This window comes from Chryseolinea soli, assembly GCF_003589925.1.
GTDB classification, from domain to species: Bacteria; Bacteroidota; Bacteroidia; order Cytophagales; family Cyclobacteriaceae; genus Chryseolinea; species Chryseolinea soli.
Genome location: NZ_CP032382.1, coordinates 24,386 through 38,931, shown reverse-complemented (window position 1 = coordinate 38,931; position 14,546 = coordinate 24,386). Strand labels below are relative to the sequence as shown.

At 52.3% G+C, this 14,546-nt stretch carries 5 protein-coding genes; all 5 read left to right on the top strand.

Annotated elements, in window-relative coordinates; genetic code table 11:
- The first annotated feature begins 302 nt into the window (after positions 1 to 302).
- The 5 genes from D4L85_RS00110 (at position 303) to D4L85_RS00090 (ending at position 14,535) form a co-directional block, all read left to right on the top strand.
- Positions 303 to 4,406 (top strand): hybrid sensor histidine kinase/response regulator transcription factor, encoded by a 4,104-nt coding sequence (locus D4L85_RS00110; RefSeq protein ID WP_119752401.1) that lies wholly within the window; start codon positions 303 to 305, stop codon positions 4,404 to 4,406.
- A 351-nt stretch (positions 4,407 to 4,757) separates the two neighbouring features.
- Positions 4,758 to 7,871 (top strand): SusC/RagA family TonB-linked outer membrane protein, encoded by a 3,114-nt coding sequence (locus tag D4L85_RS00105; RefSeq protein ID WP_119752400.1) that lies wholly within the window; start codon positions 4,758 to 4,760, stop codon positions 7,869 to 7,871.
- 12 nt (positions 7,872 to 7,883) lie between these two features.
- Positions 7,884 to 9,560 carry a RagB/SusD family nutrient uptake outer membrane protein gene (locus D4L85_RS00100; protein ID WP_119752399.1) on the top strand — a complete coding sequence of 559 codons (1,677 nt, stop codon included), beginning with the start codon at positions 7,884 to 7,886 and terminating at the stop codon, positions 9,558 to 9,560.
- A gap of 78 nt (positions 9,561 to 9,638) precedes the next feature.
- Positions 9,639 to 12,959, top strand: coding sequence for a VCBS repeat-containing protein (locus D4L85_RS00095; RefSeq protein WP_119752398.1), 3,321 nt, complete (start codon positions 9,639 to 9,641; stop codon positions 12,957 to 12,959).
- A 16-nt stretch (positions 12,960 to 12,975) separates the two neighbouring features.
- Positions 12,976 to 14,535, top strand: coding sequence for a glycoside hydrolase (locus tag D4L85_RS00090; protein WP_119752397.1), 1,560 nt, complete (start codon positions 12,976 to 12,978; stop codon positions 14,533 to 14,535).
- Positions 14,536 to 14,546: the final 11 nt, after the last annotated feature.

The window sequence follows — 14,546 nt, the reverse complement described above, 5'->3', positions numbered from 1 at the left end:
TCATAGCATTTCGCGGTCATTCACGCTATCGAAACAATCAGGGGACGGCGATTAAGCCTTTCTATACATTGATTTTACTGCCAACTAGTTGCTCTTTCGCTCTCGTTTATTAGTTCATCAGGTGTATCAGAAGCGAAAGAGCCCGTTTGGGTCACGCGACCGAAACGGATGGATCATTGAATATAGGCATATTTTAGGTTAAATGAAACCTCATGACGCGCCACACGCCATGGGCGCGTCATGGCCGGCTATTTCATCTTCGCCTTTTTTCGTACTTTTAACGCGCACGAACCGACCGAGAGATGAAGCGCTTTATCAGTGTCTTGTGGATGGCCATTCTTGTTTTTGATGCGACGGCGCAAGCCAACCGGGAAAGCCGCGTAAAAAAATATGGGATCAAAGACGGCCTTTCACAAGCAGTGGTCAACAGCATCTCGCAAGATAACCAAGGGCTCATGTGGTTTGCGACGGAAGACGGGCTCAATCGCTTCGATGGCTATTCCTTCAAGAGTTACAAGAACGATCCCGACAATCCCAAGAGCCTTGCCGATAATTTTGTTCAGAACATCTTCAGAGACTCCGAAGGATCTTTTTGGGTGTCGTCGCGTAAAGGGCTGCACCACTTTGATGAATCGCGCGAGCAGTTCACGCTCTACCAGCACGCCGTCAGCAAGCAGGAGCTCACTTCGCCGCAGAATGATGTAAGCTACATCACCGAGGGAAGGGCCAACAATTTATGGGTCGCATGGTATGGCTCCGGTTTCGCGTCGTTTGATAAGAAGACGAAAACCTTCACGCCCTACAACCCGCGCAATCTAAAAGGACTGAGCAGCACACAAACCATTGTGCTGCACGAAGATAAATTCGGATGGCTTTGGATTGGGACACAGAACGGAGGACTCAACGTCTACCGGGTCACCAACGGAAAAGTGGCCGAACGCAACGAGCAGCTGTCCAACACGAACGCTATTCAATCCTCTAACATCCGCTGTTTTGCCGAAGATGCCTCCGGCAATATTTGGATCGGGACATCCAATGGATTGGTAGTATATAAGCGACAGGCCAATCAATTTCACACGTTTGATTTCAAAGCGCTGGCCGGGCAACGCGGCAATATTTTCAGCCTGTTGATCGACCACCAGGAAAACCTGTGGATCGGCATGCAGGGGGTTGGTCTTTTTTTATTGGACCTGCGCCAATTTGCGGACCGTCCACTGGAACAGGCTGCGTTTCGTCACATTGAAGTCCTGCGCGACTATGACATTTCCCATGGCACGGTACAGTCGCTCTATGAAGATAAGGAGGGCAACCTTTGGCTGGGCACGTTTGGAGAAGGCATCTACATGAAGAGCAGCGCCGAGGAGAGGTTCACCAAAATACAAACCCGTCAATTTTTCAAGACCGCGTCCAACGTGGTGCAGTATCATGGCGTGACCTACGACGAAAATGGATACTTGTGGCTGGGCACCGAGGGCAATGGCATCTATAAATCAAAACTCAACGGTGAAGTCATCCGTCACTATAACGTCACCGACAACTCCGTGCAATGCGCTTTGCGCGACCGGGCGAATAACCTTTGGTTCGGGACCTACTCCAAAGGCATTTTTCGCTACGATGCCCGTCGCGATGCATTTGTAAACTATACCTATAAAGGCCGGCATACCGGCAGCGGCGCCCACGATGTTCGCGTGTTGTTTGAAGACGAAGACGGCAACCTCTGGGTCGGCACCAACCGGGGAGGCCTGTGCCTGATCGACACGAAAACGCAAACCTATGGCAATCCCCCAGGCCTCGGTGGCACGTTGCTGGATGGCGATATCCGCGCGATCGAAAAAGGCGGGGATGGAAAACTCTGGTTAGGAATGTATGGCGATGCGCTTTACGAATTCGACGTGCGCTCCAAAAAGGCCTCGCAATTATTTTATGCGACCGAAAAAAACAGCGGACTCAACAGCAACGTGGTCTTTGCCCTTCGAAACGATCATCACGGCAAGCTGTGGATCGGCACGGGCGGGGGAGGACTCTATGCCTATGACTACAAGACCAAGGGCCTGATGCATTACGACGAGAAGATGGGGCTTGGCAACAACACCGTCTATGCCATCCTCGTCGACAATTCCAATGACCTGTGGATGGGTACGAACAAAGGCCTTTCCAAATACGAACAGGACAAACAGCGGTTCACCAATTTTGACGCCAACGATGGGTTGCAGGAAGGTCAATTCAACGCGGGCGCGGCCGTCTACAACGACATCGCGGGCTACATGTGCTTTGGCGGCACCATGGGCGTCAATGTTTTCTTCCCCGAACGCGTCATGCGCGACCTGAAGGAACCCGAAGTGTTGATCTCCGCCTTTGAGCTCTTTAACAAGCCGATCGAAGTAAACAAAAAAAATGACACCGAATTTGTACTCGACAAAGTCATTAGCCGCACGGAACACATTACGCTGAGTCACGATCAATCCGTATTCACTTTCGAGTTTGTCGGTCTGAACTACAGTTACCCGGAGAAGAATCAATATGCCTACATGCTGGAAGGTCTTGACGATGACTGGAACTATGTGGGGCACCAGCGCTCGGCTACCTACCGGTATTTATCCGCCGGGAACTATACCTTTAAAGTAAAGGCCTCCAACCAGGAAAATACCTGGGGCGATGAATATGCCAGCATCGAGATCACGGTGTTGCCACCCTTTTACCGCACGTGGTGGGCCTATAGTTTATATGCTGCCATGTCGCTGGCCATTGGAGGCACGGTGTTTTTGATCCGGCGAAAACAAGACCGCTTGAAAAAACGGTTGAAGATCGAAAAGGCGCAACGCAAGCGCGAACGGCAACGCGTCCGGGAAAAGTTGAGTTTCTTCACGGAGGTGTCGCACGAATTTCGCACGCCGCTCACGCTCATCATCGGTCCGTTGGAAGAGATGGTGAACCAGGAAAGCAATCCGTCTACCGTGCGGAAGCTGAAACTGGTGAATCGCAATGCACACAAGCTGTTGTCGCTGATCAATAAGTTATTGGAGTACCGCAAGATCGAGAGCGGGCATGTGACGCTCAAGGTAAGCGAAGAGAACATCGTTGCGTTTTTGGAGGAGATCCACATCACGTTTAAAGACCTGGCCGTGCAAAAGAACATCGACTTTGTTCTCAACACTCCCGAACCTTCTGCCCGGGTTTGGTTCGACACCGAACGCATGGAGATGGCGGTGACCAATATTCTGTCCAATGCATTCAAATACATCGGCCAAGGGAATCGGATCAGCATTACGTTGCTCGAAGAGGCAGACAAAATGGTGCTGCAGATCAGGGACAATGGTGTGGGCATACCCGAAAAACACTTGTATAATATTTTCCATTGGTTCTATAAGGGCACCGACGCCGGGCCGATGAGTTCGGGTATTGGGTTGGCGCTGGCGCGCAAGATCTTGCATTTGCACCATGGTGAGATCACCGTCGAAAGCAAAGAAGGCCAGGGCTCTACTTTCCATATCGTGTTGTTAAAGGGCAATGCACATTTCAAGCCCGAAGAGATCGTATTGGAAAAAGACCGCCAAAAGCTGGTGGCCGAGAGCCTGCAACTGCCCACATGGCACGCGCCAGCCCAGGCCGACGAGGACGGCGCCGTGCACAAAGGTGTGCCCGGCGTACTCATCGTGGAGGATGATGAAGACATCCGTTCTTTTCTGAGAGAATATTTCGAAAAGCGCTACCGCATCATGGAAGCCGCCGACGGCAAAGAAGCACTGGCGATAGCTTTGGAGTTTCACCCCGACCTCATCATCAGCGACGTGATGATGCCCGAAATGGATGGCGTCACGTTGACGCGTCATCTGAAAACAAATTTGCGGACCAGTCACATTCCCATCATCCTGCTCACGGCCCGCAACTCGCACAGTCACCACAAGGAAGGCATTGAAGGCGGTGCGGATGCTTACATCACCAAGCCTTTTAGTCCGGAGATGTTGTCGGTGACCATCCAAAACCTGCTGCAGTTGCGCGAAAACCTGAAGCGGTTCTATCGCAACCTCTTCACCCAGCATGCCGACCCGCCGGCCAATGTTCAAACCGGCCTGGAAGAAAAGTTTCTGCACACCATCCACGATACGTTAAAAGCCAACATGGACAACCCCGGCTTTAACGTGAACGAACTTTGCGATTCGCTCAACATGAGCCGCACCTTAGTATATAAGAAGGTGAAGATGCTCACCGGCCTCACACCGGTGGAGTACTTGCGGTCGTTGCGTTTGCAGGAAGCCGCACGCCTCCTAAAAACAAACCAATACAAGGTGTTCGAAGTGGTTTACATGGTCGGGTTCTCCGACCTGAAATATTTCCGTCAGTGTTTTATAAAGGAGTTCGGTCACCCGCCTTCGGAGTATGGGAAGAGCACTTCCCCGTCAACATAGCCCTGGGAGTCTCCAAACGCGTTTTTTCTAAAATGAACAAATGACCCCTGTCATCGGGAAGAATATTGTCGTTACCGGCATTTTCAAAATTTTATGCCGTTTCCAGCCTGAATTTGATGCTTTTATGATGTAAAAACATCTGCCCCCTACGAATTCTCATTTTACCCCTCATGCTAGAAATCGTTTCCGGTAACCTTTACACAAAGGTTTGCGGCAATCGCAGACCAGCCCTTTAACCTTTATAAATCCTATGAATCGCTACAGCCCACCCAACCTCAACTCGGGGTAGAAAAGGCAACGCCTTTTTTCGCCCACATGCTACAAACGAATCCTTGTTACAAACTAAAACCTATGAAATTCAAACATCTACTAAACCGTATGCTGTTCCTGGCCGTGATCGTCATGATCACACCGGCTGCAGCATTTGCAGTACCTGGCCTGGCGGACATCATCATCCAGGGAAAAGTTACTTCTTCGGATGATGGTTCAGCCCTGCCGGGTGTCAACATCATCGTGAAAGGCACTACCGTCGGCACGACCACCGACGCCGATGGTAGTTATTCCATTTCTGTTCCCAGTGCGGAATCGGTGTTGGTCTTCACCTTCATCGGCTACAAGACGCAGGAGGTCGCTGTCGGAAACCTAACGTCTATCGACATCTCGCTCATCACAGACATGGAAACCTTATCGGAAGTGGTCGTCGTGGGGTATGGTGAACAAAAGAGAGAGACGCTCACCGGTTCCATCTCGCAGGTGAAGGGAGAGGATCTTGTGAAGAGCCCTCAACCGAACGTTTCAAACTCCCTCGCGGGACGCTTCTCGGGGATCATTGCCAACAACCGCAGTGGTGAGCCCGGCACAGACGGCAGCACCTACAGCATCCGCGGACAGGCAACGACTGGCAACAACGACGTGCTGGTGGTTGTCGACGGCATTCCCGGACAGCTCGGTGGATTGGAGCGATTGAATCCCAACGACATCGAAAGCATTTCTATCTTGAAAGATGCCTCCGCTGCTGTGTATGGCAGTCGCGCGGCCAATGGCGTGATCTTGGTTACGACCAAGCGTGGAAAAAGTGGCAAGCCCACCATCTCCTATAGTTTCAATCAAGGCTTCTCATCGCCCACGCGGATGCCCAAGATGGCAGACGCACCCACGTATGCTACTATCCAAAACGAAATCGACTATTACAACAACCCCGCCGGCGGGATGAACCAACATTATTCTGCTGCGGAAATTCAAAAATTCCAAGATGGCTCCGATCCCCTGGTTTACCCCAACACCAACTGGGCAAAGGAGACGTTGAAAAGAGTAGCGCTTCAGAATCAACACAACTTGTCGATCAAGGGTGGTACTGACGATGTCCGTTACTTTGTGTCGCTGGGAAAAACGTACCAGGATGGATTGTATAAAAATGGTGCCACCAAATACAACCAATACAATTTCCGCTCGAACATCGACGCCAACGTCACGAAAGATTTCAAAGTAAGCATTTCATTGTCGGGAAGGCAGGAAGACCGGCGGTATCCGGTGTATGGCGCCAACGATATTTTCCGTTCCATCTATCGGGCCTACCCGACCGTCGTGGCTACCTATCCCAACGGGCTTCCTTCTACCGGTGTAGAAAATAACAACCCTACGGTGATGGCCACCAGCAAAGGGGGCACCAACGTGAAACCGATGAATGTGTTCAACGGTATCCTGCGGGCAAGCTATGCGATCCCCCAAGTAAAGGGCCTTTCGATCGATGGCTTCTATGCCGTGGATAAGATCTGGGATTTCGGAAAGTCGTTTTCATCGCCCTATACGCTGTATCGCTACAACGCTGCCGACGGCACGTATTCGTCCGTCATCACCGGTGGTTCATCCGGGTTGGGCAAGCTTGTGGAGTCGCAAGAGAACACCAGCATGATCACCGACAACTTGAAGCTCAATTATGAGAAGCAGATGGGCAATCACTATGTGAGCGCCTTTGTGGCCTACGAGCAGAGCAAGACACACCGCGAAACGTTCAATGCCACCCGCATCAACTATCCGACCATCCAAACCCCCGAGCTCTCGCAAGGTGGTTCGGCGGCTTCGGATCGCGACAACACCGGAAGCAGTTATAACTACACGCGTAAAAGCTATATCGGCAAGGTGGCCTACAACTACAAAGAGAAATATTTATTGGAAGTGCAGATGCGCATCGACGGCTCGTCCACGTTCCCGAAAGGAAAACAGTATGGTTACTTCCCGGCAATCTCGGCCGGATGGAGGATCTCGGAAGAAGACTGGTTCGACAACGTGACGTTTATAAACGATTTGAAGATCCGCGCATCGCATGGTCAACTGGGTAACGACAACGTGGGACAGTTCCAATACTTCAACAACTATTCGTTCAACAACACCTACACGATCGGCAGCGACAAGCACGCCGGCATCGACCTGACCAAGCTGGCCAACCCCAACATCACTTGGGAAGTGTCGCGGAAAACCGACGTGGGCTTGAATGCCACGATCTTTAGAAACGTCACCCTGGAATTTATCTATTTCAGACAAGATCGCTCCGACATCCTGGCCGCGCGTAACGCTTCCATCCCCGGCGTGTCGGGAATTGTGAATCCTTACAACGACAACAGTGCAAACTACGTTCCGTTGGTGCCGTTCGAGAATATCGGGAAAGTGAAGAGCACAGGTTTTGAAACCACGTTGGGCTATATGAAACACCAGGGTAATTTCTGGTATGGTGCTTCGGGGAACATGACCCTGGCCAAGAGCCAGATCATCTTTATCGACGAAGCTCCCGGTGTCCTGGACTACCAACGCCAAACCGGCCGCCCGATGAACACGTATCTTTTGTACAACGCGATCGGCATCTTCCGCACCCAAGCCGACCTCGATGCAAATCCTCACCTGTCGGGTGCACAACTCGGCGACCTGATCTACGAAGATTATAACAAAGACGGCAAGATCACGGCCGACGACCAGGTGCGCACCAAGTATGGCAACATCCCGCAGATCACGTATGGCCTGACACTGAACGGTGGCTGGAAGAACTTCGACATCTCGTTCCTCTTTGCAGGACAAGCGCGTGTGAGCCAGTATGTGTTGGCAGAATCGGGAACGATCGGAAACTTTTATCGCACCTGGGCCGACAACCGCTGGAGCCCGACGAATCCAGAGGGAAGCTATCCCCGCGTAGATGCGCGTGCATCGTCGTCGATCAACGGCGGCTTGTATAAGAATAATTTCTGGCTGAACAATTCAGCGTTTGTCCGGCTCAAGAATGTTTCCATCGGCTACAACGTGCCTGCGGCGTTGCTTTCCAAATATCGCGTCAGCGGGTTGAGATTGTATGCCAATGCGTTCAACCTGTTCACCATCACCAAAGTGAAAGATTATGATCCCGAAGGAAGCAGCGAAAGCGCACAATTCTATCCGCAGCAGCGCATCATCAATCTTGGTGTAAACATCCAGTTCTAAAAACGAAAGATCATGAAACTAAAATTCAATTACATACTACTGGCAGGCGTGATCTCGCTCGGCGGACTTGCCGTGAGTTGCAATAGCGACCTGCTCGACGTGCAACCCACCGACCGCATCTCCGACGACGCCATCGCATCGGACTCCTCGCTGTTCGAGGACTTTGTGATCAACCGGTACATGGGCGTGCGCCTGATGGACAAGGAAGCCGAAGGCACACCGCCGGGTTTTGGCCGCGGGTTTGAATACGCCATGTGGGCGTCGCTCACCGACGAAGCCATCTACAACAACGACGACAACACCTGGCTGGTCCAGCGCGGGCAACTCGCACCGGAAAACACCGGCATTGCCGGCACCCTTTGGTCGCGAAGCTACCGGAGCATCCGGGAATGTAACTATGCGTTGAGCATCATTGGCGATGTGATCATGACGGAACAACGCCGGGCGCGGCTCACGGCCGAACTGAAATTTATTCGTGCCTACCGCTATCACGACCTCGTGCGCAACTACGGCGCTGTGGTGCTGATGGGCGACAACGTATATGACCTGGACAACGATTTGACGGACGCCGCGTTGTTTGTGCGCTCCTCGGTGGCCGATGGCATACAATACATCACCACTGAATTGACTCAAGCCGCAGGCGACCTGCCTGCTGCGAACGACAGCAACTGGAAGCTTGGACGTGCAACAAAAGGCGCTGCATTGGCCTTGAAGTCGCGGATCCTGTTGTATGCCGCCAGCCCGCTTTACAACGCCGGCACCTGGCAGGCCGCAGCAGATGCTGCCAAAGAAGTGATGAGCCTGGGCTATTCCCTGCATTCCGACTACCGGAACTTGTTTCTCACATCGTCGAGCAGCGAGATTATTTTCGAGCGGCTGTACAGCGTAGGAGCACGTCACGTGTGTTTGGAAATTTCCAACGGACCCAACGGCTATGGCGGATGGGCCGGCAACTCGCCCCTCCAAAACCTGGTGGATGCCTACGAAGTGAAAGTGAACGCCACCACGGCCGTGCCCTTTGACTGGACCAATCCCACGCACGTTCAGAATCCGTATGTCAATCGCGATCCACGTTTCTATGCCAGCATTCTCTACAATGGCGCGTCGTATCGCGGCCGCCAGATCGAGACCTTCCTCCCCGGCGGGCAAGACAGCAAAGACGGACGCGACAACTGGAATGCTTCCAAGACAGGCTACTACCTGTTGAAATTCCTCGACGACAAACTTCCCATCGACAACCCGTGGGATGTGGCCGGTGTACAGCCCTGGATCTACCTGCGCTACGCCGAAGTGTTGCTCAATTATGCAGAAGCCCAGAACGAAGCTGCCGGACCCGACGCAACCGTGTATGATGCCATCAACAAAATTCGTACACGCGCCGGCATGCCCAATCTTCCTGTGGGGCTGACCCAAGCCACCATGCGCGACGCTATCCGCCGCGAACGCCAGGTAGAGTTGGCCTTTGAAGAGCATCGCTTCTATGATGTGCGCCGCTGGAAGATCGCCATCGACACCGAGAACGAACCGGCCTATGGCGTGAACATCACCAAGAACGGCAGCACGCTCACCTTTGAAAAGAAGGTGGCCTTGGATGGACGGAAATTTGAGGAAAAGCACTATTGGCTCCCGATTCCCCGTGCGGAGATCCTTTCGTCCGGGAACAAACTCGAGCAGAATCCTTCGTATTGAAATAGTCTTTAAGTCCTGAGAACAAGGCAGCGCGTTCTCGCAAAGACGTGCTGCCTTTTCTTTTTACACCCCGACCGCATGCATCTACCTAACCGCTTCATGGCCACGTGGCGACTATACCTCGGCGTAGCGTGTTGTTTGCTGTCGTGCAGCGAGCGGAGCGATACTTTATTTACCGCGATGAGCCCTTCCAGCACCGGCGTGACCTTTGTCAACGCGGTGGAGGAGGACGATGCATTCAATATTCTCACCTATGAGTACTTGTACAATGGGGGAGGTGTTGCGGCAGGGGATTTGAACAATGATGGCAACATCGATTTGCTGTTCACCGGCAATGCCGTGCCCAATAAGCTTTACCTGAACAAAGGCGAATGGAAATTTGAAGACGTCACGCAAATGGCCGGCATCGCGGGAAGACCGCGTTGGAAAACGGGCGTTACCCTGGCCGACGTGAACGCCGATGGCTGGCTCGATGTCTATGTTTGCTACTCTGGTCCCGGCGAGGCAAGCGATCGTTGCAATGAACTCTATATCAACAAGCGCACAAAAGTACCCACCTTCGCAGAACGCGCGGCCGAATATGGACTCGACGCATGTGGCACGTTCTCCACGCAGGCGTCCTTCTTTGACTATGATCTCGATGGCGACCTCGACATGTTTTTACTCAATCATGCGCGACTCACTTATAACCCTTTTTTTAATTCAAAAAAACTTCGTGCCATGCGTCACCCGGAATATGGGAACCGGCTGTACAGAAATGACGATGGCCAATACAAAGATATTAGTGCGGAAGCGGGCATCCACGGCAGTGGTGTCAACTTCGGCTTGGGTGTATCGGTGGCCGACATGAACGAAGACGGCTGGCCCGATCTGTATGTCACCAACGACTACGAAGAACAAGATTTCTTTTATATCAACAATGGCAACGGAACATTTCGTGAAATGCTGAAAGCGTCGTTCCGTCACATTGCCCGCAACGGCATGGGTTCGGACATTGCCGACTACAACAACGATGGCCGGCCCGACGTGATCGTGGTGGATATGCTGCCGGAAGATAATTACAGGCAGAAAATACTCAAGGGCCCCGATGATTTTGACCGCTACAATTTGCTCCGCGACAGCGGCTATCATCACCAGAACATGCGCAATGTCTTGCAACTGAACATGGGCCTGCGCGACGGCGTTCCCGTGTTTAGTGAAGTCGGGCAACTGGCCGGCGTTTCCAATACCGACTGGAGCTGGTGCCCATTGCTGGCCGACTTCGACAACGACGGGTATAAAGACCTTTTTATTACCAACGGTTTTTTGCGCGACTTTACCAATCTTGATTTTGTAAAGTATGTCTACCAGGACAAGCAAAAAAATCAGCGGCCGTATGAGATCGTCAAGCAACTTCCTGCTACACGCATCAGCAACTATGCGTTTCGAAATAACGGCGACCTCACGTTTCAAAATGCTACGGAAGCGTGGGGATTGTCAGAAGCATCGATTTCGAACGGCGCTGTGTACGCGGATCTGGACAACGACGGCGACCTGGACTTGGTGACCAATAACATTAATCAACCCGCATTTTTATATCGCAACAATGCAGACCATGAGCAATCGCATTACATTAAGATCAAGCTCAAGGGTTTCGCAAATAACACATCCGCCGTGGGGGCGAAAGTGGGCATACGTGTGGGAGGTCAGCTGCAGGTACAGGAGTTGTATCCCACCCGGGGATTTCAATCCTGTATGCCTGCAGAAATTATTTTCGGAACCGGACCAAACACAACGATCGATTCGCTCTGGGTGTTGTGGCCGGATCGAAAGATCGACGTGAAGCGAAACGTGAAGACCGATACGATGTTGGTATGGAGTGAGACCGCGGATGCACCCGATCATCATCCCATCGATCACAACGGCCCTCCATGGTTTGAAGACGCGACGCGCGAGTCGGCCATGGCTTACCGGCATGTGGAGAATGATTTTATCGATTTTAAAACACAATACCTGCTTCCTTACCAACTTTCCAAATATGGCCCAAGCCTCGCTTCGGGCGATGTGGACGGCGATGGCAGCGACGATTTGTTTATCGGAGGTGCCAGTGGACATCCCGGCCGGTTGTATCTCAATACATCAAAAGGCTTCACGGAGGCTGCCACCCAACCTTGGAAGGATGATGGTTTGAGTGAAGATACCGGTGCTTTGTTTTTTGACGCCGACAATGACGGCGATCGCGATCTTTACCTGGTACACGGTGGTGTGGAATTTCCGGCTTCGGCTGCTGCGCTGCTGCAGGATAAATTATTTGAAAATGATGGCAAGGGAAATTTCAAGCCAGTCACCACGGCGTTGCCACGGGAGGTGTCGAATGGAAGCTGCATTGCTGCCAGCGACTTTGATAAGGACGGTGACCTCGATCTTTTTGTCGGCGCGCGGTCCATCCCCGGAAACTACCCGTTGCCCTCGATAAGCCTGCTGCTGCGCAACGATTCGCGCCCGGGCAAGATCCTGTTCACAAACATCACACCCGATTTCTTGCGCAAGCCGGGGATGGTAACGTCCGGAGTTTGGATGGACTATAATCATGATGCATGGCCCGACCTGTTGCTGGCGGGTGAATTCATGCCCGTGATGCTCTTTGAAAATCGCAACGGCACATTCACCGACCAGACGGCTTCTGCCGGTCTGAGCAACACCTCGGGCTTGTGGTGCAAATTGCTCGCGGCCGATGTGGATAACGATGGCGACCTGGACGTGATCGCAGGAAACGCCGGTTTGAATCTGCCCTTCAGAACATCGGAACAGGAGCCCATAGCCCTTGCGTATGGCGATTTCAATGGCGATGGCCAGGTGGATCCGCTAATGACCACTTATGTACAGGGGAAACGTTTCCCATATCCATCACGCGACGAATTGCTGGAAGTCATGCCCGCATTAAAAAAGAAATTCGTAACGTACGCGTCATACGCCACAGCGACAATGGAAGACGTCCTTTCGGTCGAAGCTTTGCGACGTGCCGGCCATCTCGAAGCCGCCGTTACCCGCAGTTGTTTTTTGATAAATTCGGGTAATGGAAAATTTGATGTGGTACCCCTTCCGGTGGAGGCCCAGTTTAGCATGAACTCCGCCCTGGCGTTTGAGGATTTTAATGCCGATGGCATAAAAGATCTCGCGCTCGCCGGCAACTTTTATCCTTATCGTGTTCAGGCTGGCCGTTGTGACGCATCCAGCGGGTTGATCCTGAAGGGAGCGGGACACGGCAAATATGAACCGCTATCTTTTAATACGACCGGCTTCTATGCCGCCGGCGACGTGCGGACGATGGTTGTGTTAAAGGCAAACGGAAACGAAAATCAAGTGGTGATCGGGGTGAACGATGCGTCGCCCGTGGTGTATCGCTATAAAACAAAATAATTAACCCTAACGAACGGTGAGCATTCGATTCAAAACCTTTTTTGTGTTGCTGGTGGTAGTCTCCGGCAGTTGTTTCAAGCGTGATACAGAGCAGCCGGTGACGGCTGATAATGAAACGGTCATCACGATCCATCTCGACAATAAAAAACAAATGATCCGCAATTTCGGATCGTCCGACGCCTGGGCATGCAATTTCATTGGTGCGTGGCCCGATCAACAACGGAACCAGGTGGCGGATTGGCTCTTCAGCACGGCGATAGATGGGGAGGGAAGACCTAAGGGCATCGGGCTGTCGTTGTGGCGGTTTAACATCGGGGCAGGCAGCGCGGCACAAGACAACATCACCGACGAGTGGCGTCGCACCGAGGGATTTCTAAAAGACGATCTCACCTACGATTGGAACAAGCAAGCCGGCCAGCAATGGTTTCTCGATGCGGCAAAGACAAGAGGTGTCGATCAGTTTGTGGGTTTTACCAACAGCCCGCCGGTGCAGCTCACCAAGAATAAGAAGGCGTTCTCAAGCGGTGGAGAGCACGCGAACATCGCGCAAGAAAAGTATGATGCGTTCGCCGTTTTTTTGGCCACGGTCGCGAAGCATTTTCAGGAGAAGGGAATTGTATTGAATTATCTCAGCCCATTCAACGAACCGCAATGGGATTGGACCGCCGGCAGCCAAGAGGGAACACCCTATTCCAACCAGGAGATGTTTGAGATTACCCGGAAATTGGATTCCGTAATCACCAAAGAGAATCTTCCTACAAAAATACAAGTGGCGGAAGCCGGCTCCATGGTGTACCTCTATGGCCTTTCCGATAAACCTACACGCGCCAACCAGATCGAGGAATTTTTTTCAAAAGGATCGACCCGGTTTCTCGGTGGATTTAATTCCGTAGACCGGACGATCTCCGGACACAGTTATTTCACGTCTGCGCCGGTGAAAGACATGGTCGCGGTGCGCCAGTTGGTGAACCAGAAAATAAAGTCCGTCTCCGTGCCCCTGGAGTTTTGGCAAAGCGAATATTGTATCCTCGGCGACCAGGAAGAGGTGCCGGGCCCCGGCAAGGATACGGGCATGGTGCCCGCATTGTATGTGGCGCGCCTCATTCACCACGACCTCACCGTGGCCAACGCCAGCGCGTGGCATTGGTGGACTTCAGTGTCGGTTTATGATTACAAGGATGGGCTCGTCTACGCCGACAAAAACAAAACCACCGGCAAGGTGGAGGACACAAAGCTGTTATGGGCGCTTGGAAATTTCAGCCGGTTCATCCGGCCGGGTGCGCAACGCGTGGAGGTGACGGCGCAAAAGGTAAACATCAATAATCCGGTGGGGTTGATGGCCTCATCCTATGTCAACGCGGAGGCCAGCGAATTGATCACGGTCGTCATTAATTATAGCAATAGCGACGAAACGATGCGGCTCGATGTGCCGGCGGGTACGGTGGGAGAGTCACGGCTTTTTATTACGTCGGGTAAAGACGGGGAAAACTTAAAGCCTTTGGATAAAATGGAGGGTGCCGGCGCGTTCCTGGTCCCCAAGACATCCATCATTACGGTGGTGACAAAACTTCTTTAACCTCACAATTT